This is a genomic window from Nonomuraea sp. NPDC052129 (genome assembly GCF_040680095.1).
Taxonomy (GTDB): Bacteria; Actinomycetota; Actinomycetes; order Streptosporangiales; family Streptosporangiaceae; genus Nonomuraea.
Genome location: NZ_JBFAVX010000023.1, coordinates 13,891 through 38,814 on the forward strand (window position 1 = coordinate 13,891; position 24,924 = coordinate 38,814).

General features: G+C 68.1%; 26 protein-coding genes and 1 tRNA gene. 9 read left to right on the top strand and 18 right to left on the bottom strand.

Annotated features, from left to right (window positions below; all coding sequences use genetic code 11):
* Positions 1–209: 209 nt before the first annotated feature.
* The 6 genes from AB0L53_RS37930 to AB0L53_RS37955 form a co-directional block, all read right to left on the bottom strand.
* The gene (locus AB0L53_RS37930; RefSeq protein ID WP_364005197.1) at positions 210–362 is read right to left on the bottom strand and encodes a pentapeptide repeat-containing protein; all 153 of its coding nucleotides are present in this window, start codon (positions 360–362) and stop codon (positions 210–212) included.
* 328 nt (positions 363–690) lie between these two features.
* A tRNA-Met gene (locus tag AB0L53_RS37935) sits at positions 691–767 on the bottom strand.
* Positions 768–821: 54 nt separating this feature from the next.
* Complete coding sequence (locus tag AB0L53_RS37940; RefSeq protein WP_364004786.1) at positions 822–3,782, bottom strand: UPF0182 family protein; 2,961 nt, start codon at positions 3,780–3,782, stop codon at positions 822–824.
* A gap of 132 nt (positions 3,783–3,914) precedes the next feature.
* Complete coding sequence (locus tag AB0L53_RS37945) at positions 3,915–4,961, bottom strand: PDZ domain-containing protein (protein ID WP_364004788.1); 1,047 nt, start codon at positions 4,959–4,961, stop codon at positions 3,915–3,917.
* Positions 4,962–4,971: 10 nt separating this feature from the next.
* On the bottom strand, positions 4,972–5,397 hold the full coding sequence (locus AB0L53_RS37950) for a molybdenum cofactor biosynthesis protein MoaE (protein ID WP_358551504.1): 426 nt from the start codon (positions 5,395–5,397) through the stop codon (positions 4,972–4,974).
* Between the two features lie 17 nt (positions 5,398–5,414).
* Positions 5,415–6,488, bottom strand: a complete 1,074-nt coding sequence (locus AB0L53_RS37955; RefSeq protein WP_357944621.1) for an NAD-dependent epimerase/dehydratase family protein — start codon at positions 6,486–6,488, stop codon at positions 5,415–5,417.
* A 79-nt stretch (positions 6,489–6,567) separates the two neighbouring features.
* Here AB0L53_RS37955 and AB0L53_RS37960 point away from each other — a divergent pair, with 79 nt between their 5' ends.
* The 3 genes from AB0L53_RS37960 to AB0L53_RS37970 are packed head-to-tail and all read left to right on the top strand — an operon-like array spanning position 6,568 to position 9,403.
* The gene (locus tag AB0L53_RS37960) at positions 6,568–7,821 is read left to right on the top strand and encodes a zinc-dependent metalloprotease (protein WP_364004791.1); all 1,254 of its coding nucleotides are present in this window, start codon (positions 6,568–6,570) and stop codon (positions 7,819–7,821) included.
* Positions 7,818–8,378, top strand: a complete 561-nt coding sequence (locus tag AB0L53_RS37965; protein WP_364004794.1) for an NUDIX domain-containing protein — start codon at positions 7,818–7,820, stop codon at positions 8,376–8,378. Before AB0L53_RS37960 ends, AB0L53_RS37965 begins: the two co-directional genes overlap by 4 nt.
* Positions 8,379–8,413: 35 nt before the next feature.
* Positions 8,414–9,403 carry an endonuclease/exonuclease/phosphatase family protein gene (locus AB0L53_RS37970; protein WP_364004797.1) on the top strand — a complete coding sequence of 330 codons (990 nt, stop codon included), beginning with the start codon at positions 8,414–8,416 and terminating at the stop codon, positions 9,401–9,403.
* Positions 9,404–9,425: 22 nt separating this feature from the next.
* Here AB0L53_RS37970 and AB0L53_RS37975 read toward each other — a convergent pair whose 3' ends face one another.
* From AB0L53_RS37975 to AB0L53_RS37985, 3 genes are all read right to left on the bottom strand, one after another.
* On the bottom strand, positions 9,426–10,010 hold the full coding sequence (locus AB0L53_RS37975) for a DUF2064 domain-containing protein (RefSeq protein WP_364004800.1): 585 nt from the start codon (positions 10,008–10,010) through the stop codon (positions 9,426–9,428).
* Positions 10,007–10,522, bottom strand: coding sequence for a M48 family metallopeptidase (locus tag AB0L53_RS37980; RefSeq protein ID WP_225300554.1), 516 nt, complete (start codon positions 10,520–10,522; stop codon positions 10,007–10,009). The genes AB0L53_RS37975 and AB0L53_RS37980 overlap by 4 nt, the downstream gene beginning before the upstream one ends.
* Positions 10,523–10,590: 68 nt before the next feature.
* Positions 10,591–11,397, bottom strand: coding sequence for an enoyl-CoA hydratase-related protein (locus tag AB0L53_RS37985; RefSeq protein WP_364004803.1), 807 nt, complete (start codon positions 11,395–11,397; stop codon positions 10,591–10,593).
* 286 nt (positions 11,398–11,683) lie between these two features.
* Here AB0L53_RS37985 and AB0L53_RS37990 point away from each other — a divergent pair, with 286 nt between their 5' ends.
* Together AB0L53_RS37990 and AB0L53_RS37995 are read left to right on the top strand one after the other, a co-directional pair.
* The gene (locus AB0L53_RS37990) at positions 11,684–13,000 is read left to right on the top strand and encodes a thiamine biosynthesis protein ThiF (protein WP_364004805.1); all 1,317 of its coding nucleotides are present in this window, start codon (positions 11,684–11,686) and stop codon (positions 12,998–13,000) included.
* A 46-nt stretch (positions 13,001–13,046) separates the two neighbouring features.
* The gene (locus tag AB0L53_RS37995) at positions 13,047–14,396 is read left to right on the top strand and encodes an AarF/UbiB family protein (RefSeq protein WP_364004808.1); all 1,350 of its coding nucleotides are present in this window, start codon (positions 13,047–13,049) and stop codon (positions 14,394–14,396) included.
* Between the two features lie 186 nt (positions 14,397–14,582).
* Here the strand turns inward: AB0L53_RS37995 and AB0L53_RS38000 are convergent, their stop codons facing one another.
* Both AB0L53_RS38000 and AB0L53_RS38005 read right to left on the bottom strand, forming a co-directional pair.
* Complete coding sequence (locus AB0L53_RS38000) at positions 14,583–15,212, bottom strand: enolase C-terminal domain-like protein (RefSeq protein ID WP_364005201.1); 630 nt, start codon at positions 15,210–15,212, stop codon at positions 14,583–14,585.
* Between the two features lie 81 nt (positions 15,213–15,293).
* Positions 15,294–15,929 carry a TetR/AcrR family transcriptional regulator gene (locus tag AB0L53_RS38005; RefSeq protein ID WP_364004811.1) on the bottom strand — a complete coding sequence of 212 codons (636 nt, stop codon included), beginning with the start codon at positions 15,927–15,929 and terminating at the stop codon, positions 15,294–15,296.
* Between the two features lie 70 nt (positions 15,930–15,999).
* Here AB0L53_RS38005 and AB0L53_RS38010 point away from each other — a divergent pair, with 70 nt between their 5' ends.
* Both AB0L53_RS38010 and AB0L53_RS38015 read left to right on the top strand, forming a co-directional pair.
* The gene (locus AB0L53_RS38010; RefSeq protein WP_364004814.1) at positions 16,000–16,599 is read left to right on the top strand and encodes a hypothetical protein; all 600 of its coding nucleotides are present in this window, start codon (positions 16,000–16,002) and stop codon (positions 16,597–16,599) included.
* A 240-nt stretch (positions 16,600–16,839) separates the two neighbouring features.
* Positions 16,840–17,649 (top strand): hypothetical protein, encoded by an 810-nt coding sequence (locus AB0L53_RS38015; protein ID WP_364004816.1) that lies wholly within the window; start codon positions 16,840–16,842, stop codon positions 17,647–17,649.
* Positions 17,650–17,846: 197 nt separating this feature from the next.
* On the opposite strand, the gene AB0L53_RS38020 is transcribed toward AB0L53_RS38015, so the two are convergent.
* The 5 genes from AB0L53_RS38020 to AB0L53_RS38040 all read right to left on the bottom strand — a co-directional run bounded on the left by AB0L53_RS38020 (position 17,847) and on the right by AB0L53_RS38040 (position 22,100).
* Positions 17,847–18,041, bottom strand: coding sequence for a hypothetical protein (locus AB0L53_RS38020; RefSeq protein WP_364004819.1), 195 nt, complete (start codon positions 18,039–18,041; stop codon positions 17,847–17,849).
* A 44-nt stretch (positions 18,042–18,085) separates the two neighbouring features.
* The gene (locus AB0L53_RS38025) at positions 18,086–18,355 is read right to left on the bottom strand and encodes a WhiB family transcriptional regulator (protein WP_364004822.1); all 270 of its coding nucleotides are present in this window, start codon (positions 18,353–18,355) and stop codon (positions 18,086–18,088) included.
* A 126-nt stretch (positions 18,356–18,481) separates the two neighbouring features.
* Positions 18,482–18,745, bottom strand: a complete 264-nt coding sequence (locus AB0L53_RS38030) for a hypothetical protein (RefSeq protein WP_364004825.1) — start codon at positions 18,743–18,745, stop codon at positions 18,482–18,484.
* Between the two features lie 98 nt (positions 18,746–18,843).
* The gene (locus AB0L53_RS38035) at positions 18,844–19,728 is read right to left on the bottom strand and encodes an acyl-CoA thioesterase II (RefSeq protein ID WP_364004828.1); all 885 of its coding nucleotides are present in this window, start codon (positions 19,726–19,728) and stop codon (positions 18,844–18,846) included.
* A 290-nt stretch (positions 19,729–20,018) separates the two neighbouring features.
* Positions 20,019–22,100, bottom strand: coding sequence for an ATP-dependent DNA helicase UvrD2 (locus AB0L53_RS38040; protein WP_364005204.1), 2,082 nt, complete (start codon positions 22,098–22,100; stop codon positions 20,019–20,021).
* A 152-nt stretch (positions 22,101–22,252) separates the two neighbouring features.
* On the opposite strand from AB0L53_RS38040, the gene AB0L53_RS38045 reads away from it, so the two are divergent.
* Entirely contained in the window at positions 22,253–23,155 is a 903-nt protein-coding gene (locus AB0L53_RS38045; RefSeq protein WP_364004831.1) for an alpha/beta hydrolase, read from the top strand.
* 65 nt (positions 23,156–23,220) lie between these two features.
* On the top strand, positions 23,221–23,469 hold the full coding sequence (locus AB0L53_RS38050) for a glutaredoxin domain-containing protein (protein ID WP_357944454.1): 249 nt from the start codon (positions 23,221–23,223) through the stop codon (positions 23,467–23,469).
* A 97-nt stretch (positions 23,470–23,566) separates the two neighbouring features.
* On the opposite strand, the gene AB0L53_RS38055 is transcribed toward AB0L53_RS38050, so the two are convergent.
* On the bottom strand, positions 23,567–23,866 hold the full coding sequence (locus AB0L53_RS38055) for a hypothetical protein (RefSeq protein WP_364004835.1): 300 nt from the start codon (positions 23,864–23,866) through the stop codon (positions 23,567–23,569).
* A 62-nt stretch (positions 23,867–23,928) separates the two neighbouring features.
* Positions 23,929–24,903: an NAD(+) diphosphatase gene (gene nudC / locus AB0L53_RS38060; protein ID WP_364004838.1), complete on the bottom strand. Its 975-nt coding sequence runs from the start codon at positions 24,901–24,903 to the stop codon at positions 23,929–23,931.
* Positions 24,904–24,924: the final 21 nt, after the last annotated feature.

Consider the following 24,924-nt stretch of genomic DNA (forward strand, 5'->3'; position numbering starts at 1 on the left):
GTGATGCCCGATGCCGAGCCGATGAGGGAGTGTGCCCGAAGTGCGGTGTGGCGTCGGGCCGGGTGCATGACCGGTACGTTCGGCGACTGGCCGACACCGCGCCGAGCGGGATCAAGACCGTGCCGGCGGTGACGATAAAGCGTTTCAAGTGCATGAACACCAGGTACAACGGTCGGCACGCACCACGGCTGGCGTCCGCACCTCTAAGGTCAGCGCCACTCAGGAAGGTTCGCATCCCTAAGACTCGCGTCGCGCAGAAGCACGTTGCCCAATTTCACCTCGCGCAGGTCCACGTTGCGTAGGTCCGCGCTGTGCAGGTCAGTGTGCGGGAAACGTATGAGTGGCAAAGCCCTCACCAGCATGAGCTCCTGGGCGAGCAAGCACGGCGGTCGAGTGATTGCAGCGATCGGCTCGGGTCAACAGATGGCCGCTCGCTCCCGCGAAGCGGTGGTGGTGGGGCTTTGCGCGCTGCAGACGCGCCTGTGGACGGCGTCCGGAGCGAGGCGGAGGCCGTTCAGGGGTCGCGGCTCCGGCGCGACTGGAAGCAGCGCCTGAGCTCCGAGAGCGCGACGCGCACCAGACGAAGCCCGTTGTGCGTCGCCCCAAATAACACAGCCCGAGCGAAGCGAGGCCCATTGTGGCTAGACGCGAAAAGGCCCTCCGGGATTATCCCGGAGGGCCTTTTCGACTTGGTAGCGGGGGCAGGATTTGAACCTGCGACCTCTGGGTTATGAGCCCAGCGAGCTACCGAACTGCTCCACCCCGCGTCGGTGTGTGTCTAAAGACTATAGGCGGCACGGGGTGGACGCAAATCGAAGAGGCTACGTACCGCCTGTCGGCGTGGGGGTTGCGGTGGGCGTCGGGGTGGCGGAGGTCGACGGTGACACCGTGGGTGACGCCGACGGAGAAGCCGTAGGTGACGGCGTCGGGGTGGTGGCGGTGGACGGCAGAGCGCCCAGCCCCTCCAACGCCTTCAGCGCGTCTTGCAGCCGCTTCTGGGCCTTGCCGTACTCGTCCCAGTTGGGCGGGCTTGACTGCAGGGCCTTCTGGGCGTCGTTGTAGGCGCTCTGTGCGTTGTCGATCGCCGACTTCAGAGCTGTGGTGTTCTGGTTGGGTTTGGCCTGCTCGTTGTTGGGCGTCGTCTGCTGCTGCTCTCCGCCGAAGACCTGTTTCAGTGCGTCCTCGAGGGTCCGGGCAACACCGATCTTGCTGCCGAACGACACCAGTACGCGCTGCAGGATCGGATACGGCTCCTGCCCCCCACCGGCGGCGACCTGGATGTACACCGGCTCGATGTACACCAACCCCCCGGCATAGGGCAGAGTCAGCAGATTTCCGTATCTGACCGACGAGGCACCCACGCCCAACAGGTTGAGTTCGCCGGCGAATCGGCTCTGGAAGGCGTTCTGTGCCTGTCCGGGGCCCGGAATGGGGGTATTGGATGGCATGCGCAGGATGCGCAGCTTGCCGTAGTCAGGGCCGGCCACCGAGTCGACCGCCATGAAGGCCGCCAGGTTGGGCCCCGATTTCGGGACGAACGTCGTCGTCAGCGAGAACGTCGGCGCCGGGTTCTGGTCGGGCATCGTGGTCGTCACGTAGTAGGGCGGCTGCTTGGTGTTCGTGTCGCCCTGTGACGGGTCACTCGGGATGTTCCAGAAGTCCTGGCCGCTGTAGAAGGCCGCGGGGTTGGTGATGTGGTAGCGCGACAGGGTGTAGCGCTGCACCTTGAAGAGGTCTTCCGGGTAGCGGACGTGGGCCTTGAGGTCGGCGCTCATCTTCGATTCCGGCTGGATGATGCCGGGGAAGGCCTTGCTCCAGGTCTTGAGCACCGGGTCCTTGTCGTCCCAGGCGTACAGCGTGACCGTGCCGTCGTAGGCGTCGACCGTGGCCTTGACCGAGTTGCGGATGTAGTTGACCTTGTCCTGCGGCTGCTGGGCGACCACGCGGCGGTCGGTGTTGCGGTCGCGGGTCATGTCGCCCAGGCTCTCGCTCTGCGCGTAGGGGTATTCGTTGGAGGTCGTGTAACCGTCGATGATCCAGGTGATCCGCCCGTCGACGATCGACGGGTAGGGGTTGCCGTCGAGGGTCAGGAACGGCGCGACCTTCTGGACCCGTTCGCGCGGGTTGCGCACGTAAAGGATCTTGGAGTTGTCGTTGACGTCACCCGAGAGCAGGATGTTCTTCTCGCCGTACTTGGCCGCGTAGACCAGCCGGTTGAGGAACGAGCCGACCGGGACACCGCTCTTGCCGGTGTAGGTGGTGTTCTTCTGCTCGGTGCCGCCCGTTTCCGGGTAGTCGAGCTCCTGCGGGTTGTTCGGGTTACCGCCAGCGATGACGTATTCGTTGGACGCCGGGCTCTCACCGAAGTAGACCCTCGGCTCCTTCAGCTTCGTCGTGTTGACCAGGGGGCCGACGACCGGCATGTCCTTGGCGTCGTAGTCGGGCAGGCCGCCGGAGTCGACCTCGTTGCCGGGCGCCGCCACAATGCCGTAGCCGTGGGTGTAGACGAGGGCGTTGTTGATCCAGTTGTTCTGGCCCTCGGGTGCCCCGAGCAGCTCGCGTACGCCGACGACGTGGTCGACCTGCTTGCCGCTGGCATCGGGATAGCGGTCGACGTCGAGCTGGGCGGAGAAGCCGTAGAAACCGCGGATGCGCTGGGTCTGCTCATAGGTCGCCGAGACCAGCGCGGGGTCGAGCAGCCGGACGCCGGACACAGAGGCGTCGCCGCCGGTCTGGACCTTGGTCGGGTCGGCCTCCGCCGTGTAGGGCAGGATCTCCGTCTTGTCGACGTTGTACGACGCCCGCGTGGCGTCGATGTTGCGCTGGATGAAAGCCGACTCCTTGAGCTGCTGGTTGGGCTTGACCTGGAACTGCTCGACCAGCGCCGGGTAGACGCCGCCGATCAGGATGGCCGAGAGCACGAGCAGGCCGAAGGAGACGCCGGGCAGCATGCCGCCGGGCCGGATGACACCCGCGAAGAACAGCGCGGCGCAGATCAGCGCGATGATGGCCAGGATGGTCTTGGCCGGGAGCACCGCGTTGACGTCGGTGTAGGAGGCGCCGTGGACGAAGCCGCGGTCGGAGAAGACGAGCCCGAAGCGGTCGATCCAGTAGGCGACGGCCTTGAGCAGCACGAACACACCAAGCAGCACCGACAGGTGGGCACGCGCCGCGCGGGAGGCGTGCACGCCGGGTGACTGCAGCCGGAAACCGCCGTAGAGGTAGTGCGTGATCCCCGCCAGGATGATCGAGATGATTACGGCGGTGAACAGGAAGTTGAGGATCATCCGGATGAACGGATAGTCGAACATGAAGAACGACACGTCCATCCCGAACAGGGGATCCTTCGTGCCGAAGGGCACCCCGTTGATGAACTGCAGCCAGGTCGTCCACTCCCCGGCGAACGACGAGCCCGCGAAGAGCGCGAGCAGGCCCATGCCGACAATGAAGATCAGCTTGCGGTGGGGGTCGAGCGCCATCCGATAGCGGTCGGCGCCGCTGCCGCCACCGAACATGGCCGGGCCGAACATCGGCCGCATCCGGAAGGCCAGCAGCATGTTGCCGCCGGCGATGCCGACCATGAGCACCGCTCCGACCAGGAACAGCACGATCTCGGTCAGCAACACGCCGGAGAAGACCGAGGTGTAGTCGACTCCAGGGTCGACCGTGTCGAACCACAAATAATCGGTATAAATACCGGAAAATAGGAAAAATAGCGCCACAATCGCCACGAGCGCGATCGCAACTGGAAGAAGCAGTCGCGGTCGGCGGGGCAAACGCATTGCCCTGCCGCCGGCTCCTGGGGTCCGGAAGCTCAAGGCCAACCCCTCGTCGTGATGAACAAACGGTCCGTGTCTGGCAACCTACACCGCTGTGCCAGCCGTACGGCTAACGGATGGCATTCGCCAGAAGTTTCATCCAGCAGCGCAAGCGGGCACATCGCCCTTGCCGGTGCGCAGTGCGTCAAGCGCGCCCACCGCGGCGTGCAGCGTCTCGGCCTTCACCAGGCGGAGCCCGTCGGGGACGGCCTTCATGGCCTCGGCGCAGTTGTCCGGAGGGGTGAGGAACACGGTCGCGCCGGACTTGCGGGCGCCGACCATCTTCTGGGCGATGCCGCCGATGGGTCCGACCTCTCCCGACGCCTGGATGGTGCCGGTGCCGGCGATGTCCTTGCCGCCGGTGATCTCGCCGGGGGTCAGCTTGTCGAGGATGCCGAGCGAGAACATCAGCCCCGCGCTCGGCCCGCCGACGTCACCCACGTTGATGTCGACCTTGAACGGGAACTTGTAGCTCTCCTGCATGATCACGCCCACGACGGCCTGGCCATCCTTGTCCGCCACAGTGGGCACGCTGACCTGGCTCTTGTCCTTGCCCCTCGTGACGGTGAAAGCCACGGCGTCGCCAGGCTTGTGCGCCTTCACGGCGTCGCTGACGGTCTTGACGTTCACTACCGGCTTGCCGTCGACCTCGCTGATCTCGTCGCCCTGCTTCAGCTTGCCGTCGGCCGGCTTGCCCTTCTGCGTGGACGCGACCGAGACCTTCATGCCGAAGGGGATCTTGAGCTCGGTCAGCGCGGCCGCGGTGGCGAAGTCCTGGGAGTTGGTCATCTCGACCGTGTTCTCCTCCTCGACCTCCTTGGGCGAGCGGGACTTGGGGAAGATGGTCTCCTCGGGGACGACCGCGACGGTCGGATCCACCCAGCCGCGCAACGCGGTCAGCAGATCGATCCTGCTGCTCGGCCCACCCTGGTAAGCCACCGTGACCAGGCGCAGCGCGCCCTTTGTGGGAAAGGTCTGATGCCCGCTGATCGTGATCACGGGCTTCTTGTCGACCTCGCCGATGGTGTTCTCGGTCGGCCCAGGACTCAGTACGACGTACGGCACGGGCAGGAAAGCCCCTGCGACACCGAGCGCTAGCACGAGGAAACCCGCAACCAGCAGGGTCAAGGCGCGTCGCGACATGAAGACGAGCTTATTGGCAGGCGCCGACCCACTCGGCCGACCCGTCGGCGAAGATTTGGTGTTTCCAGATCGGCACCTGGGACTTGAGGTCGTCGATCAGCCTGCGTGACGCCTCGAAAGCCTCGCCCCGGTGCGGGCAGGCGACCGCGACGATCACGGCGATGTCGCCGAGCTTCAGATCGCCGACCCGGTGCACGGCGGCCAGGGCGGTGACCGGGAAATCGGCTGCCACCTTCTCCGCCACCTGCCGCAACGAGTCGAGGGCCGAGGGGTGCGCCGAGTAGGAGAGCCCGGTCACGGGCTTGCCGTGGTCCTGCTCGCGTACGGTGCCGACGAAGAGTGTGGTGCCCCCTGCCGCGTGGTCCCCCACAGCGGCCAGCACCTCGTCCACCGAGAGCGAGGTCTCGCGAATCCCGAGCAACCGGATGACGTCCACGAACAGAGCCTACATAGTCACAGGCGGCGCTTCTTGCGCACCTGACGGACGATGGCGGCGGTGCCGATGACCGCCACCGTGGCGCCCGCGGCGGTGAGCGTGGCCTCCTTGACCGGCAGCCGCCTGCCGACCACGGTCGTCCTGTTCTCGCGCAGCTCCAGGAGCTGCTCGAACACGGTCTCGTTGGTCCAGGCGGGCTTCCACCCGGCCTCGCGCAGCGCCGTGCAGTCGACGACCCACGGATAGACGACATAGTGCAGGTCCGTCGCGGGCGCCGGGGTGATGCCCAGCCGGTGCAGGCGCTGCGCCGTCCCGAAGGTGAGGCCGGCCGGCAGCTCGAAGCGCCGCAATCCGGACAGCTCCTCGACCTGCTCCTGCTCCAGCCAGCCGTCGGAGCCGACTGCGGCCACGCCCGTCACCACGCCGCGCGCGGCCAGCTCCAGCGCCGTGATCAGGTCGTCGACGTGGCAGAACTGCCAGCGCGGCGAGCAACCCTTGACGGTGAGCAGCCTCGGCGACTCGAAGTGGCGGGTGATGACCGTGTCGATGCCGGGGCCGACCACGGCCGCGGGCCTCAGCACGGTCACCTCCAGGCCGGGGTGGCTCCGCGACGATCTGCGTACGAGCGCCTCGATCTCCAGATAGTCGCCCACGACCCCCGTGTCGGGTTCGGCCGCGACCGGGGACTCCTCGGGCAGGGGCACGTCGTTCTCGGGCGCGGCGCCGTACACCATCGCGCTCGTGACCAGCACGACGCGCCGGACGCGCGCGGCGGCGCTGGCGGTGAGCACCGTTTGCGCAGCTCGCAGATTGTACGCGCGCCGCTCGGCGGGATCGGAGTCGACGGCGTAGTCACCGGCCAGGTGGACCAGGACGTCGATGTCGGAGATGCGGTTCGCCAAGAGCGGATCTCGTACGTCGATCACTCTCCACGTGGCTTCCTGGACGTCACCGCGTTCCTCGTCAATGGCCACCACCCTGCGGAAATCCGCGGAGGATACGAGCTTTGCGAGCAGCTCGCGGCCGATGCCCGAGGCGGCCCCGGTGACGGCGACGACGGGGTGGCGCGGGCGTTTCGAGGTAGGCACCAGGTCCTCACTTTGCACTGATCCGCCGTAGGACGACTAACGTGGCGGATGTGGACTCCTCCATCCTGCACGAGGTAGAGCGGTGACTGACCTGCCAGGTCGCGAAAACGACCCCAACGAGAACCCGTTCGCCATGTTCGGCAACCCTGAGCAGATGGCTCAGGCGATGCGCCAGTTCGCCGACATGCTGTCGGCGCCCCAGGGCTCCGGCCCTGTCAACTGGGACATGGCCAAGAACATCGCCCGCCACGCCGTGGTCGCCGAGAGCGATCCGAGCGTCATGGAAGGCGAGCGCCGCCAGATCGTGGAGGCGCTGCGCCTGGCCGATCTGTGGCTCAACGAGGCGACGACGCTGCCCAGCGGCATGTCCAACCCGCAGGCGTGGAGCCGGTCCGAGTGGATCGAGAACACCGTCCCCGTGTGGCGCACGCTCTGCGAGCCGATCGCCGCGCGCATGGTCGAGACCATGGGCGGTGCACTCGGCGGCGCGGGCATGCCTCCGGAGGCCCAGCAGATGGCCGGGCCGCTGATGGGCATGCTCAAGCAGATGGGCGGCATGATGGTCGGCCAGCAGATCGGCCAGGCCCTCGGCTCGCTCGCCCGCGAGGTGATCGGCACCACCGACATCGGCCTGCCGCTGTCCGACACGGCCGCGCTGCTGCCCGGCGGCGTCGCGTCGTTCAGCCAGGGCCTCGACAATCCCGCCGACGAGATCCGGCTCTATCTGGCGCTGCGCGAGGCCGCGCACCACCGGTTGTTCCAGCACGTGCCGTGGCTGCGGGCCAACCTGCTCGGCGCCGTCGAGGAATACGCCAGGGGCATAACGGTCGACACCTCGGCGCTCGAAGAGCAGATCCGCGGGCTCGACATCAACAACCCCGAGGCCATCCAGGAGGCGTTGAGCGGCGGCGCGCTGCTCAAGCCTGAGGAGACCGAACGGCAGAAGGCCGCGCTGGCCCGCCTGGAGACGATGCTCGCCCTGGTCGAGGGCTGGGTTGCGACCGTGGTCGACGACGCCGCGGAGGGCAAGCTGCCCTCAGCCGTCGCCCTGGCCGAGACCGTACGCCGGCGCCGCGCGACAGGCGGTCCGGCCGAGCTGACCTTCGGCACGCTCGTCGGCCTGGAGCTGCGGCCCCGGCGGTTGCGCGAGGCGGCGGCGCTGTGGCGGGCGCTGAAGGAGGCGCGCGGCGTCGACGGGCGCGACGCGCTGTGGGGTCACCCCGACCTGCTGCCGCACGCCGAAGACCTCGACGACCCCGAGGCGTTCGTCCGCGGCGAGGCCGCCTGGGACATCTCCAAGCTGGAGGCCAAGCCCGACGAGGACGACCAGAGTTGAGCCTGCGCCAGGACGCGGTGGCCGCGCTCTCCGACTGGACCGCGCCGACGCCCGGCGAGGAGTCGCTGCGCGCCGAGTTCCTCGATCATCTGCGCACGCACGACGACGCGATGCTGCGCGAGTGCGTGCCGGGTCATCTCACGGCGACGACCGCGGTGCTGTCGCACGACGGCGCGCGAGTGCTGCTGACGCTGCACCCGAAGGCCGGTATGTGGCTGCCGATGGGCGGACATTGTGAGATCTCCGACACCTCCCTCGCGGGCGTCGCGTTGCGCGAGGCGGTGGAGGAGTCGGGCATTCCCGATCTGGAGCTGTTGCCCGGGCCGCTGGCCCTCGACAAACACCAGGTCTGGTGCCATCCCCCGCACAGCTGGCATCTCGACGTGGAGTACGCGGCCGTGGCCCCGGCGGGCGCCGAGGCGGTGATCAGCGAAGAGTCTCTCGACCTGCGCTGGTTCCCGATCGACGAGATCCCGGAGCTGTCCGACGAGGCGACGCGGCGGTTGGCCGCACGCGGCCGCGTGGCGCTGACGGCGGACTCACGCGCGCTTGGTTAGAGTCCGCGTGGGCCCTACCGTTCCGAGGGGGATATGTGCACACCGAGAGCGCAGTCGGCGGCACGATCGTCACACCCGCCCGCAGACGGCGCAGGCTCACCGGCACCACGCTGACCTGGCTGGCCCTGACGCCGTTCGCGGCTTGGGCGCTGACCAGGGTGGCGGGGCTCGAACGCGGCTCGCTGGCCACCCAGCTCATGACCGCCACGCCGTACGCCGCCGCGGGCTCGCTCGTCCCACTGATAATCGCCGCTTGCAGCCGCAAGCGCGCCGCGACCGCGGTGGCCCTGCTCACGACGACCGCTTTCGGCTTCGCCGTCCTGCCAAGGGCCCTGGGTACGGCCGACACCACGGCGGGCCGGCCGTTCCGGGTGCTCACCATCAACATGCTGTTCGGCAGGGCCGACCCGCAGACGATCCTCGGCCTGGTGCGCCGCTATGAGCCTGACGTGCTGAGCACCCAGGAGCTCACGCCCGACGGCGTCGAGGCGCTCGACACGGCCGGGCTGTCCGGGTTGATGCCCTACCGGGTGCTGCAAGATGCATGGTCCGCGAGCGGCAGTGGGCTCTACTCCAAGCATCCGCTCAAGCCGATCTACAACCTGGTGCCGCCCGTCGGGCACAACATGCCCGCGGCGATGGTCGCGCTGCCCGGCGGCAAGCCGGTGGAATTCGTGGACGTACATCCCTTTCCGCCGCTCGGCCCCCAGGTGACGCAGTGGATCGAGGCGCTGGACGGGCTCCCCGCGGCTTCGGGTGACACCGTGCGCGTCCTGGCGGGCGACTTCAACGCCACGCTCGACCACACGCCCATGCGCCGGCTGCTGTCCCGCGGCTACAAGGACGCCGCCGCCCAGGTCGGGGCGGGGCTGATCCCCACCTGGCCGGCCAACAAGCGGGTGCCGCCGATCATCACGATCGACCATGTGCTGGTGGACCAGCGCGTGGGCGTGAAGGAGGTCAGCGTGCACACCGTGCCGCGCACCGACCATCGGGCGGTGTTCGCGGAGCTCAGCGTGCCTTGAGTTCGCCTTGGGTTCGTGGAGCTCAGTACGCCTTGAGCAGGGCCCTGAGGTTGTCCCAGCCCTCCAGGCCGAGGTCGAGCCGGGTGAGGTCCTCGGGGGTGCGCAGGCGGTGCCAGCCGGGGCCGGTGGCCACCATGCGGCGGCCGGGCGCCTGGGCGCGCAGGGTCGTCACCGGGTCGGGGTCGTCGAGGTCGGGGTCGGCCCATTCGGGCATGGGCAATCCGCAGGCCAGCGCCACGGCTCCGCCGTCCTCGGCCGGACAGAGCGTGATCTGGGCGCGGCCTAGCTCGCGGAAGAGCTTGCCGACCAGCAGGGGCGGCAGGTCGGGCGCGTCGGCGCCGATCACCACCGCCTGGTCACCGTCGAACCGGCTCATGATGGCCTTGAGCGGCTCGTCCTCGTCGATTGTGAGCACTTCGGTGCCGGGCCAGACGATCGCGTCGAGGCCGGGGACGCTGGTGACCAGGACGGGGGTGACGAGTTGGAGTCCGGCGACCATTTCATAGGTGTCCTCGGCCATGGCCTCCAGGAACTCGTCCGGATCCATGCCCTCGGGGGCGGCCTGCGCCATGCTCTGCCGTACGAGGACCGCGGCTATGCGCGTCAACACTCCTCCGGTGCCGTGTGGGCGGCGGCGGAGAATCCTTCGAGGAACCCGCGCGCCCGCTCCGCCTTGGGATATTGTTCGACCAGCGCCCAGAACCTGGCGCCGTGGCTGGGGACGAGCAGATGTACGAGCTCGTGGATGATCACGTAGTTGATGACCCACTCAGGCAGACCCTTGAGGCGGGTCGAGATCCGGATCGTGCCGTTCTCCGGGGTGCATGATCCCCATCGATGCTGCTGATTGTCCACCCAGCGCACGCTGGCCGGCATGGCCCGGCCGTGGAGATACTTCGCCGACAGCTCTTTGGCCCGCTCCAGGAGGGCCTCGTCGGTCGGTCTTCGCCGGTTCTCCTTGGCCGCAAGCCGATCGAGCATCCGGCTCACCCATTCATCAGCGTCTTCGCCGCTCAGCCAGGCGGGCAGGAGCACGATCGTCTTGTCGCCGTCGCGGTAGGCGGAGACCGTACGCCGGCGACGAGAACTGCGACGGACCTCGACTGTCTCGGGGGGCACATATGCACGTTAGCCGAGACTGGCGAAATTCCACAGAGGGGAAGAGGTTGTTTCTGCTGGTCAGATGATTAAGACCCGGTGAATTTGGGCATGCGCCTTTCCCGATGCGCGGTCAGTCCCTCGATCATGTCGGCAGATGCCATGGTCACCGGCTGGGCGAGAGACTCCCAGCGCAGAGCGGCGTCCAGGTGTTGATGGTCTTGGTTCAGGGCGACCTTGGTGAGTCTTGTGGCAATCGGGGCGTTCTGCGCGATGGTCTGGGCGATGGCCTCTACTTCCGACATAAGGTCATTTTTCGGGAAAGATTGATTTATAAGACCTTTAGCGGCGGCTTCCGGTCCCATGACCGTGCGGCCGGTCAGCAGCATCTCCCTGCCGAGGGCGCCCGCCCTCCTCGGCAGCAGGTACGTGGCCGCCATCCCGGGATGCAGACCGAGCTTCGTGAACGGGGCCAGCAGCTTGGCGTCGTCGGCGGCGTACACGAGATCGCAGGCCAGCGCCACGCACAGACCCGCCCCTACCGCCGGGCCGTTGACGGCGGCGATGGTCGGCACCTCCAGCTCGGTGATGGCCAGCCAGGTGCGGTAGAAGGCGAGCATCCGGTCACGCAGCTTCGGCACCGTCTCCACCCCGCGTTCGCCCAGCCAGGACAGGTCGCCGCCGGAGGAGAACGCGGTGCCGGCCCCCGTGACGATCACGCAGCGGACGCCGGGGTCGACGGCCAGCGTGGCCATGGTCTCGCGCCACTCGTCGGTCATGCCGTCCGTCATGGCGTTGCGCCTGTCGGGGCGGTTGAGGGTGATCAGTACGGTTCCGTCGTCTCGGCGATCCACCAGGAGTTCGTTCGTGGGGGTTGTGGGGTTCGTGGCGTTCATGGGCTGAGCGTAACGGCGAGGAGTTGTCCACAGGAGGTGCGACTGTTCGGCGCTCGGGGCCTTGGTGGCGGAGGGTTACCCATGGGCGGCTCAGCCGTAAGGCGCGCGGAACCTTGGTGACGGAGAGAGTTGTCCGCAGAGGGCTCAGCCGTAAGGTCCGCGGGACCCTGATGCCGGAGAGTTATCCACAGGCGAGGCGCATGGGACTCGGGGGTGGCGGAGAGTTATCCACAGGCGGCTCGTAAGGCGCTCGGGATCTTGGTTCGGGGTGGCAGTCTTGCCCGCCATGAGGCCACGTGTTAAGCCCGCCCTCCGGCGGATCGTCCGCGACGAGCAGACCTTGCAACTGGGGACGCATCCCCTGCGGGCCGTCCTGGTGACGGGTTCGGTCCACCGGTGGGTGTCCGGGCTCGACGGCACCCGCGACCTGGGCCAGGTGCTGCGTGACGGGGCCGCCGCCGGTCTGGCCGAGGCGGACTGCCGGGCGGTGCTGGATCGGCTCGCCGCGCAGGGAGTGCTGGAGGACGCGGCGCTCCCACCCATTCGCCTATCTCTCGGGGAGCGTGATCGCCTGGCTCCCGACCTGGATGCCCTCGATCTGGGCGGTGGCTCGTTCACTCGGCGGCGGCGGGCGCGGGTGCGCGTCTACGGGGCCGGGCGGGTGGGGGCGCAGGTGGTGGGGCTGCTGGCGGCGTGCGGGATAGGGGCGATCCGCGTCTTCGACGAAGGGCCGACCCGGCCGTGCGACCTCACGCCGGGTGGGCTGACGTGGTCGGAGCTGGGCATGAGCCGCCAGGACGGGGCGGTGGCGCTCGCCCGCCGCCTCACCTCCGGCGGCCCATTGCCGCCGACCTCGACACTTGCGGGTCCGGCTGCTCCACGCCCGATGACTCCAGGCCCAACTGCCCGAGGCGCGGCCGCCCGAGGGACGGCCGCACCGGGACCGGCGTCCCAAGGCTCGGCGCCCCGAAACCCTGCGGCTCCAAGCCCGGCCGCCCGAGGCACGGCCGCTCCAGGACCGGCGTCGCGTTCCCGTACGGCGTCCCCGATGCCGGACGGCACCGCGCTTCCCGGCACGCCCTCGATGCCGTCGACCGACGCGCGGGCCGGTGGCCCTCACCTGGGTGATGGCTCCGACCGTCCCGACCTGGTGATCCTGGCCCCGGTCACCCCGCTGGACGGCGTGCTGGTCAACGACTTGACCGTCCTGTCCATCCCCCACCTGCTCGTGTCCGTCTTCGAGGGCCACGGCTCTGTGGGACCGCTCGTCCTCCCCGGCGAGACCGCCTGCCTGCACTGCCTCGATCTGGCGCGCCGCGACGCCGACCCGGCGTGGCCCATCGTCACCGCGCGACTGGGCGGCTACCCACCTGGCGAGATCGCCTGCGACGCGACCCTGGCCACGCTGGTGGCGGCCGCCGCGACGGGCCACGCGCTCGCTTACATCGACGGTCGCGACCCTGTTGTGACCAACGGCACATTGGACGTCATGCCTGATTGGCAGTGGAAAACCAGGTCATGGACCCAGCATCCGCAATGTCGTTGTATGCGAAACCATCCGTATCGCCCAGAATGGTCATGTCAGTCGCAAGCGATGGGCTGACGCAGTACGGGGAACCTCGAAGGGGGGAAGCGGTGTCTCAGCCACGATGCCGCGCTTCAGTGTGAGCGATCTGCCGCGCCGCGCCGTAACGCGTTCCGCCAAGCTGGCCACTCTTCCACTCGGCTACGCCGGCCGCGCCGCCCTGGGGCTCGGCAAACGGATCGGCGGCAAGCCGGCCGAGATCGTCGCCCAGGAAATCCAGCAGCGCACCGCCGAACAGATCTTCAAGGTCCTCGGCGAGCTCAAGGGCGGGGCGATGAAGGTCGGGCAGGCACTGTCCATCTTCGAGGCGGCCCTGCCTCAGGAGATCGTCGGGCCCTATCGCGCCACGCTCACCAAGCTGCAGGAATCGGCCCCGCCGTTGCCCGTGGCCACGGTCCACAAAGTGCTCACCGAGCAGCTCGGTGACGATTGGCGCGACTATTTCGAGTCGTTCGACGACCGGCCGACCGCCGCCGCCTCGATCGGCCAGGTGCACCGGGCGGTCTGGCATGACGGCCGCGACGTGGCGGTGAAGATCCAGTATCCGGGTGCGGGCAAGGCACTGCTCGGCGACTTCGCCCAGCTGTCGCGGCTCGGCAAGCTCTTCGGCGTGCTGATGCCCGGCCTCGACATCAAGGCGGTGCTGGCCGAGCTGCGCGAGCGCATCGCCGAGGAGCTCGACTACCTGCGCGAGGCCGAGGCCCAGCACGCCTTCGCCCTGGGCTTCATGGACGACCCCGACTTCCATGTTCCCGACGTGGTCGCCGCCAACGAGATGGTGCTGGTCACCGAGTGGATGGACGGCACTCCCCTGTCCCAGGTCATCGCCGACGGCACCAAGGAGCAGTGTGACCACGCGGGGCTACTCTTCGTCCGCTTCCTGTTCTGCTCACCGGCCCGGGTCGGCATGCTGCACGCCGACCCGCACCCCGGTAACTTCCGCATACTCGACAACGGCAAGCTGGGTGTCCTCGACTTCGGCGCCGTCAACCGCCTGCCCGACGGCTATCCCAGGTCCTTCGGCCAGCTGACCCGCATCTTCAACCAGGGCGACATGGACAGCGTGGTCGCGGGCCTGCGCGCCGAGGGCTTCATCCGCCCTGAGATCGAGGTGGACGGCGACGCCCTGCGTTCGTTCCTCTCCCCCTACGTCGAGCCGACGGCGGTCGAGGAGTTCACCTTCAGCCGCGAATGGTTCCAGGCCCAGGCGGCCAGTGTCACCGACTTCCGCCCCACCAACGTGGTCCGCCAGCTCAACCTGCCGGTCTCCTACGTGCTCATCCACCGGGTGCACGCGGCGGGCGTCGGCGTCCTCTGCCAACTGGGCACCACGGCCCGCTTTCGAGACGAAGTGATCCGCTGGGTCCCAGGCTTCGCCGACGACCCCGACGACGAGGCCCTGCCGGTCAGCTGAGCCCGGCTGTAACCGCTCGACGGTTGGCTGAGCCCGAATGTGGCCACTCGCCGTTCATGACAGCGAGCGACTGGTCGCACGTAGCCGGTCAGTGCTGAGCCTGGATGCCGCCACTCGCCGTACACGATGGCGAGCAGTCAGCCACAGGTAACCGGTCAGTTGAGCCCGGATGTGGCCGCTCGCCACTCATGGCGGCGAGCGGTTCGCCACACGTAGCCGGTCGAGCCGTCGGGGCGGATGGGCAGGACGCGCTCCCAGTGGACGTAGTCGTCCGCCTTCAGCGCGGCCTCGTCGATCTCCCCCTCGGCCGGGCCGATCCGGGCGTAGCTCCAGATAACCGTCCACCGGCAGGTACGGATCCGGGCACCAGGTCGTCTCGCAGGGCTTGTACTCCAGCATCTTCAGCCCATGATGCGAGGCGGCGAAGTCTACGTTCACCGCCGTCGCCAGCGGGCCCATCGGGTTGTGCGGGGCCACGGTCACGAAGTGGGCCTCGGTGATCGCGGCGATCCTGCGCATCTGCGCCAGGCCGCCGACCACGCAGATGTCCGGCTGGACGATGTCGGCCCCGCCCGCCGCCAGCAGAGCGAGGAAGTCCTGCGGCAGGAACAGGGACTCGCCGGTGGCCAGGGGCACGTCGAGTTGGGCCCGCAAATGCCCCCAGGCGGGGATGTACTCCGGCCGGATGGGCTCCTCGAACCACAGCGGGTCGTACGGGGCCAGCGCGTTCCCGAGTTGGATCGCCTGGCGCGGCTCGAAGATCCGGGCGTGCGCGTCGAAGGCGTACTCCCACTCGGGCGGGCTGATCGAGCGGATCTCGGCGGCGGCTTGGGGAGGCGTGCGGCTTCTTGACCAGCGGACCGATCACGACCGGTCGAACAGCGGCCCGATCAGGGCCTATCGAGCAGCGGGTCGGTCCCCTCCCGGTTGGCGCATGCCTCTGAGCAGGGCGCTCACCCCGTCGGCCAGCACACGCGCGCCCTCCTCACGCGAGTCCAGAAACCAACCGGGCAGCGGACTACGCAGCGAGCAGGTGAGCTCGATGCTGACGAGGCCATGGATCGTGGTCCACACCAGGTATGCCATCCGGGTGGGCTCCTCTGAACCCGCCATGGTCTCGGTGAGCAGGCTGAATGTCCGCCCGAGGGCGTCCTGCCGTAGCTCCGGCGAGGGGTCGAAGTCAGGCAGCGGCCGTTCGAACATCAACGCGTAGAGCGCCGGATCGGCCAGCGCGAACTCCCGGTATCCGTAGGCCACCGCCATGATCCGCTCGAACGGCTCCGCTTGACCGTCGAGCGAGCGCAGCAGCACCTCTTGTAGCACGTCGAACCCGTACCGATAGATCGCCTCAAGCAGTCCCGCCCGTCCGCCGAAGCACGTGTAGATGCCCATCGTGGACGTCCGCGCCTCCTCGACCACGCGGCGGAGCGTCAGATGCGGCGCCCCTTGTTCGCGCAGAACGCGTACGGCCGCGTCCAGCAGGTCGCCGCGTAATTCGCCGAGTTCTTTCGAGGCGCTTACATCTCTCTGCACCCTCTAACTCTAAGGGGCTATAACGCGCATGATAACGAGCGTTATCGCCTACGGAGAAAGGGACTCCGACATGCGTTCATCGGCTCTCAACCGGGCCACTGCGACGGCCGGGTTCGCCTGTGCCGTGCTGCTGCTGGTCAACGTCTTCCGCCGTGCGGGCCTGATTCCGGAAACAACGCTCACCCACGCCATCGCCCCATTCGGCGCGTTAACCGGCTTACTCGCGATCACCGGCCTCTACCTGCTCATTCGCAATACAGCCGGCACCCTCGGCCTGATCGGCTACCTGCTCAACGCCGCGGGACTGGCCGGCGCCTACGCGATCGAGTACACCTTGCACTACGTCTTCCCCCTTCTGGGCGGAACCAAGGTGAACGAACTGCTGGCCGGAGGCACCGGGCAGGCGTTTCTCGCCACTTCGGTCGTACTGCTGGCGGGAGTCCTGACCTTCAGCGCGGCGGCCCTACGAGCAGGCACGCTGCCGGCCCTCGCGGTCGTGCTCTATGCGGCCGGCATGATCCCCGGGGCGCTGCGGAACATGGTCCCGCTCCCGGTCTATCTGATCGGCCTGGCAGTGGCCGCGGCGGGAATCGCCTGGATGTCGGCCCGTCTATGGTCGGCCCAGGAGGAACCGGCGCTACTTCCCGCCGGACGGCGAATGCCCGCTTGAATTTTCCGGAAAAGCCCGCCCGTTGAAGGTGGGGATGACCTTACCTTCAACGTGGGGGTCAGCGTGGACGACGATCGGGGCCATGACGGGAAGGGCCGGAGGCATTGCCGGCTCCTCTCATCCAGGTGGTTGCCATGTTCCATGGAATGTCTCGCCGGAGCGTGCTGCTCGCCGGATTAACGGTTGGCGCCTCTGCGGGCGCACCCAAACTCGCCGCCGCCGGCGTCGAAGGTCCCGGGGATGCCGGTTCACCATCAATGGCGGGACCGGGTCGAGAACGGCACCTTGCTCGGTCCGCGATGGGTGATCGGCGGCATGCTGATCGATGGATCACCCTCCTTCTGGAATGGCCGTGGCCTGCCCTTCCACGAGGTCAAGACCGAGGACGAGGCGCGAGCGGCGGTACGGCGGTCAAAGGAGGACGGCGCCGATTTCGTCAAGGTCTACTCTCAGCTGTCTCTGCCGTTGTACCGGGCCGTCGTGGATGAGGCACGGCGACAGCGCATACCGTTCGCGGGGCACTGTCCCAACATGGTTGCCCTCACGCGGGCGAGCAACGCTGGACAACGCTCGTTCGAGCACTTATTGGGCACGCTGTTCGCGACATCGGACCGCGAGGCCGAATTGCTGCGAGCGATGCGGGAAGTCAAGGTTGATCCGGTCGATCCGCTCCGGCAGATGGGCCCGCTGGAACTGCGCGCCGCCGATAGCTACCACCCTGCCAAGGCGTCCGAGGTCTTCGCCCTCTTCCCCGGCTTCGGCCTGCACGATGAGCTGACCATGTTGGTCCGGGCCGGACTCACCCCGATGCGGGCGCTGCAGGCGGCCACTCTCGAACCGGCTCGATATCTCGGGTTGGACGACAGGATCGGCACTGTCAAAAGGGAAAACTGGCGGATCTCGTGGTGCTGGACGCCAATCCGCTCGACAACATCGACAGCACCCGGCGGATCCACGCCGTTGTCGCCCGTGGTCGGTTCATCTCGCCCGAAGAATGCGCGAAGATGCTCGCCGACGTCGGAACGGCCGCGAAGGACCCGACGACCGTAGCGACCCCGATCAGTGGTTGCGGATGCGTCGGCCCCTGAACGCGAATAGCGGCCGGGCGCTGGATGCGCCCGGCCGCTCACTCACTCCGCGTGGATCAACGGAACATTTGGCTGGCTAGATCAACTGCGTGGAAAAACCGCTGGATCAACTAAGAGCCCGCAACGGGAGATCCTGCGCCGGCGGCAGGACCTCCCGCGTCAGACCCCCTGGCCAAGAGCCCGGCTGAGGCGCTCGTTCGCCCGCTCGACATCGCGGCGTGCGCGCTGCACACGACGGATGCGGGCGGCGAGACGCTGCTCCTCGGCTTCGCGGTGGAGGGTTTGTATTCGGTCGTTTACCAGTTCATGGTAGAGATACGGCACCTTGAGGCTCCTCGTGGAGAACGGGTTCATCTGTCTGTCTGCTTTCTGCTCGATGGGGACGGGGGGATTGTGGGTCAGGCAGCGACCGGGTGCTTCCGCGGACGACCGCGGGGCCGCTTGCGGGGAACAACGGCTCCCCGGAGGATCAGTTCGCCGCCCCAGACGCCCCACGGCTCCTCGCGCTCGAGCGCGCGGGCCAGGCAGGCCTTCTGGATCGGGCAGCCGGCGCAGAGCGCCTTCGCGAACTCCACGTCCTCCGGCGACTCTGCGAACCACAGGTCAGGGTCGGTACGACAGGGGATCTTGGCTTCGTCGATCAGGTCCATGATCGTCTTCGCCCCCATCACGTTCTCCTTCTGATCGATCTTTTTGATCTTGTTCGGGCACCTCGTGGGTGGTCGGGGATCACGGACAAACAAAGAGGCCGCGGATCCTGTCTGCGGATCCGCGGCCTGGAGGCTATTTGCCGGTCAGGTTATGACCGGCACATCCCTCCAGGGATGCGGACCACGCAGTCCACCCTTGGTGTTCTGCTGGATCGGCAATTCACTGGCTGCGACGTACACGGGAGCACTCGGAGCGGGCACGCCATGGTTGGCGCGCGCGAACACGGTGGACTCCTGGCGACGGGCAGACTTCTGGTGCCGTAGCTTGGCCGGCCCATCGGCGAGCCTCACCAGGTCACGGCATGCGAAGGCGAGCCACGGCGTGGCCGACATGTTGATGCTGATCACTGGGACTCACCTCCACTCATGAGATCGTCGGACAGGGCCTGTCCGACTTGCTTGACCATGACCCTAAACCGGGAACCCGAGACCCGGCAACATATTTTCTACCTGCGATTTTGTGACTTTGTCACGCGGATCATGGCCTCCTGTACGACGGAGACGACGAGGTCACCGGACGCAGTGAACATCTCACCCCGCGCAAGCCCCCTCGCTCCTCCGGACCAGGGGGACTCATGTGCGTAGAGCAACCAGTCGTCCGCCCTGAACGGCCGATGAAACCACATCGCGTGGTCCAGCGAGGCCCCCATGACATCGGACGCGCCCCACGCCATGCCGTGCGCGAGCAAGATCGTGTCGACCAGCGTGAAGTCGGACGCGTAGGCGGCCAGCACCACGTGCAGCAGCGGATCGTCAGGGAGATCCGCGTCGTAGCGGAACCACACGTTGGTCTCGGCGCTGCGCAACTCGGGGTTGCGGTGCGCCTCCCACGTCAAGGGCGAGGCATATCGCGCGTCGACCGGCCTCGGGCGAGACAGCCACTCCTTGTATTCGGAGTTGTCGCCGACGATCTCCGCCATCCGCTCCTGAAAGGTCGGAAGCGTCGCAGGATCAGGTACGACCGGCATCACGGACGCCTGATGCTCGACGCCCTCCTCGAAGACGTGGAACGACGCGGACATGGTGAAAATGGCCTTGCCGTGCTGGATCGCCTGGACCCTGCGCGTGGTGAACGACCGCCCGTCACGCAACCGCTCGACGTTGTAGACGATCGGGATGGACGGGTCGCCGGGGCGAATGAAGTAGGCGTGCAGCGAGTGCACGTTCCGGTCGGACGGCACGGTACGGCCGGCGGCGACGAGCGCCTGCGCGGCCACCTGACCGCCGAAGACGCGCTGAATACGCTCCTCCGGACTACGGCCACGGAAGATGTCGAGCTCGATCTGCTCCAGGTCGAGCAGGTCGAGCAATTCCTTCAACGCCTCGTTCACGAATCCCCCTACCAACCACCATTAGCCCCTAAGTCTGGCGTGCCCCCACACTTCCCACCAACCCGGCACCCCTTTACCGCGGATCTCCCCCAGAGAACGGGCGGGGGTCGGTACGCCACGCGAATGGAGCAACCGGCTGAAAGGCCGCAGCGGACCACGGACACGGCCAAGGGACGCGACGTAACGGCGGCCCGCCGGGGAAGCTGGTAACCGTATCCCTGGAAGGCCCTCAGCCACGCACGGCGGTTGGCGCCTTCCCGTGCCTGCCGTACAAAAAAGCCGTATAAAGCTCACGCGCGGCACAGCGCGAGCACGGCATCTCCGTAGCGGTCGAGTTTGACGCGGCCGATGCCCGTAATAGACAGCAGGTCCTGCTCGGTGACCGGCGCGCGCTCAGCGATGGCCTGCAGTGTCACGTCGGTGAACACCACGTACGGCGGCAGCTTGGCCTCTTTGGCGGTGGCGGCGCGCCACGCCTTGAGCCGCTCCAGCAGCGCCTCGTCGTAATCGGCCGGACACGTGACGCACCGCCCCAGCTTCTGCTCCGTGGCCGCCACCAATGTCTTGGCGCACACCCGGCAGCTGACCGTAACGGCGACCGACCGCCGCTCACGTGTAACCGAACCAGAACCAATGCCGCCGCCGGAGCCGATGCCAGCGCCGGAGCCGATGCCAGCGCCAGCCGCGCGCGCGGGGCGGCCGGTGAGGCCGTCGAGGAATCGGGACGGGCGGCGTCCCTTGCGGCCGCCGGGCGCGCGTGCCAGGGCCCAGGAGATCGACAGGTGCTCGCGCGCCCGCGTCACCCCCACATAGAGCAGGCGCCGCTCCTCCTCGATCTGCTCCGGCGTCTCCGCGTAGACGATGGGCAGCATCCCGTCCGTGACGCCGACCAGGAATACCGCGTCCCACTCCAGTCCCTTGGCGGCGTGCAGGGAGGCCAGGGTGACGCCCTCCACGGGCGGGGCGTGCTGCTCGGAGGCGCGCCGCTCCAGCTCCGCGACGTATCCGGCCAGGTCGGCGCCCTCGGCGGCCATGTCCTCGGCGAGGTCGGCCAGCGCCTTGAGGGACTCCCACTTCTCCCGGGCCTTGCCGCCGCCCGGCGCCGTGGGCGTCAGGCCGACACCCGCCAGGATGTGATGGACCTCCGTGGCCAGCGGCTCCTCGGAGGCGGACCTGGCGGCGCCGCGCATCAGTACGACGGCGTGCCGCACTTCGGGGCGTTCGAAGAAGCGCTCGGCGCCGCGCAGGACGAAGGGGATCTCGGCCTTGGCCAGGGCCTCCTCGTACGCTGCCGACTGGGAGTTGACGCGGAACAGCACGGCGATCTCGCGGGACTGGACCCCCTGGTCGAGCAGCTTCCTGATCGCCCGGGCGACTCCGGCGGCCTCGGCGGGCTCGTCGTCGTAGTCGGCGAAGACCGGCCGGGGGCCGTCGGGCCGCTGGGCGACGAGTTCGAGGCGGTGCGGGGAGCGGCCCTTGGCGATGACCAGATTGGCCAGGTTCACCACCTGGGGGGTGGAACGGTAGTCGCGCACCAGCTTGACGACGGCGGCCTTCGGGTGCTCGACGGCGAAGCCCGTGAGGTAGCGCGGTGAGGCGCCGGTGAAGGAGTAAATGGTCTGGTTGGGGTCGCCGACCACGCACAGGTCGTCGCGACCGCCGAGCCAGGTGTCGAGCAGGAGCTTCTGCAGGGGGTTGACGTCCTGGTACTCGTCGACGACGAAGTAGCGGTATTGCTGGCGGATCTGCGCGGCGACCTCCTGGTGCTCGGTCATCACCGCGGCGGTCAGCTCCAGGATCGTCTCGAAGTCGACCAGGTGCCGCTCGCGCCTGATCCGCTCGTACGCCTCATAGAGCCGGGCCACCTCCTCGGCGGGCACCGGAGGCGTCCTGGAGGACTTGGCGGCGGCCGCGGCGTAGTCTTCGGGGCCGACCTGGGTGACCTTGGCCCACTCGACCTCCGCCGCGATGTCCCGCAGCTCGGACCGATCCGGATTTTTCCGGATCTGGCGGCAGGCTTCGATCAGGATCGGCAGCTTGGATTCGATCACCGAGGGCGCTTCGCCACCGATGACCCGCGGCCAGAAGTAGGTGAGCTGCCGCAGCGCCGCGGCATGGAACGTCCGCGCCTGCACCCCCGGCGCCCCCAGCGCCCGCAACCGCTGCCGGAGCTCCCCCGCCGCCCGTGTGGTGAACGTCACCGCCAGCACGCTGGGTGCGTCGACGACCCCGCTGCGTACGGCATGAGCGATCCTGTGGGTGATCGCCCTGGTCTTACCCGTGCCCGCACCTGCCAGAACGCACACGGGACCACGCACGGCCTCGGCCACCTCGCGCTGCTCCGGGTCGAGGCCGGACAGGACATCGTCCACATTGGTCACCTGTCAATCCTCCCAGCCAGTGGCGGTGAAGGGCTCCATTCTGGCAACATGCCGCCCGTCGTCCGAATCGTGCCAAGATGCAAAGAACTGGTCTCTTCCCCCACAATGGGGCCCGACCAACTGCATGGGGGAAAGGGCAGGCCGTGCGAACTGCGGTGCTCGTGAGCGTTCTCGCGCTCGCTGCCGTCACGTTGACACCGATGTCGGCGCAGGCGACGAAGGACCCGACACCGAGCCCCGTGTCGACCACGTCCCCCGACCCGTACGGGCTCAGCGGTTTATCCACCGAGACCGTCTCGTACGGCTCGCGCCGCCGCCAGGACATGGACGTGTGGTGGACCTCGGACGGTACCAAGCGACCCGGCGTCTTCCTGATCCACGGCGGCTGGTGGTCCAGCGGCGACAAGAAACAGATGACCGAGATCGCCCGTAGTTACGCTGATCTCGGCTACACGGTCTTCAACATCAACTACCGGCTCTCCGGCGAGGCGGCGTGGCCCGCGCAGCGGATCGACGCGCTTGCCTCGATCGCCCTGGCGCGCAAGCACGCCGAGCGCTGGTCGTTCGACCCGAACAACTATGTCGTGGTGGGCTTCTCGGCGGGCGGGCACATCGCCGCGGCGGTCGGCACGTACGGCGACGGGCAGCGGGGGCTCAAGGGCGTGGTCGGGCTCTCGCCGATCATCTCGCCGCTGCGCGCGTACGCCGACGGCGCGACCTCCACGGACCCGTACAAGCGCAAGCTGCGCGCCTCGGCGATCAAGCTGGCCGGTGGGTGCCTGCCCAGGGGCAAGTGCTCGCGCGTCTGGGCCAGCATGGAGGTGGCCTGGCACGCCAGCCACAACGACGCGCCGGTGCTGACCGTGCACTCCACGGACGAGTTCGTGCCGCCGGCGCAGAGCCAGCTGCTCAAGGAGATGCTCGGCCAGGTCGGCGTACCTGTGACGATCTTCACCTCGCCTGGCGTCGCGCACAGCGCGCCCCTCTACCGCGAGATGGGTGTGGCCGAGCGGGTGCAGGAGTGGATCGCCGATCGCATCGGCTAGGGATTACCTGGGGCGTCCAGGTTGTTGCACCGACCGCCTGCTTTACGCCTCGAAGGGATGTCCACATGGCGCTCACGGTCTACAGCACCACCTGGTGCGGTCCCTGCAAGCGACTCAAGTCGCAGCTCACCCGTGAGGGGATCAGCTTCGACGAGATCGACATCGAGCGGAACCCCGATGCCGCCGAGTTCGTGATGAGCGTCAACAACGGCAACCAAGTGGTGCCCACCGTGGTGATCGAGACGCCCGCTGGGCGGGTGGTCCGCACCAACCCGTCGGCCCGCGAGGTGAAGGCGCTTCTCGAGGCGGCCTGAGGTTTTAACGAGCTCGGGCCCCAGCGGTGGCTGGAGCCCGAGCAAAGCGGTTAGCATGGTCCTGAGGACCTGGGTGCTAGTTTCACCCAGGTCCCCTTTAGTTCAGGTGGTTGTCGATCTTGTGCTCCAGGCGCACCATCTCGGCCTTGAGCTCGGTCCGGACGTCATGGAGCTCGGTCCGGACGTCTTGAATGTCGGCCTTGAGCTCGGATCGCAAGTCCATGATGTCGCCCTTGAGCTCCACCACCGCGTTGGTGATGGCGCCCGTGACCGCGTTGATGATGCGGCCCTCGGAGGCCTTGACCTTGTCGTCTATCCACACCTCCGTGGCGGCGATTTGGATGGCCAGCTTCTGCCGTTCGAGGTCCAGGAGCTGCTGGATGTGAGTCTCTTCCATGGGCATGAGCATAGCCTTTCGCTACCGAAGGTGTCTTCGAATTTACGCTACGTGACCATGGCTTACCAGTCCCCTGAAAGCGGTCCCCCGTACCAGGTCTCGATGAGGCGGCGGGCGATCGAGACCGGTGGCGGCAGGCGGACCTCGCCCGACCGCAGGGCCTCCACCAGCTCCTCGCGGGAGAACCAGCGGGCCTCGGCGATCTCCTCCGCGTCGGGGGTGAGGGTCGTCGTGGTGGCGTGGGCGAAGAAGCCGAGCATCAGGCTGCGTGGGAACGGCCACGGCTGGCTGCCGAGATAGCGGGGGTCGACGACGGTGACGCCCACTTCCTCGGCCACCTCGCGGATCACGGCGTGCTCCAGCGATTCCCCCGGCTCCACGAACCCGGCCAGGATCGACAGCCGCCCCTCCGGCCACTGCGGGCCGCGGGCCAGCAGGCAGCGGTCGTCCTCGTCGCGGATGAGCATGATCACCGCCGGGTCCACGCGCGGGAAGTGCTGGCTGGAGTCACGCGGGCAGACCCGGATGTGGCCGCCCGCCTGCACGTCCGTACGGCTGCCGCAGCGCGGGCAGAACTCGTGCGTCGAGTGCCATGCCTCCAGCGCCACCGCGTAGACCAGCATCCCCGCGTCGCGGTCGCCCAGCAGGCCGCCCACCTGGCGCAGGCCCGCGACGACCAGCTCGCCCTCGGCCGTGTCGCGCAGGCTCATCGGCATCGTGACGCGGCCGTTGACGTCGCCGGCCCGCGAGCCGGGCAGCGGCGCGGCGACCGCGAAGTAGGCGGTCCCGTCCTCGACTCCCAGCAGGTAGCGCTCGCCCGCCGGCGCCTCCGATGGCGCGTAGAGGACCGCGTGCACCTCGTCGCCGGCGCGCTTGACCAGCGTCCGGCCGTCGTCGATCACCAGCACCTTGGTCGCCGGATCCGCCCAGGCACGCTCCAGCCAACCGGCGTTCGCCCGCAGCGCGGACGACCTGTCGATGGTGCCGCGCGCGAGGAGCAGCGGTCCGATGAGTTGCTCTTCCACCCTCGTCTGCACGGGCCCCACCCTTCCCAAATC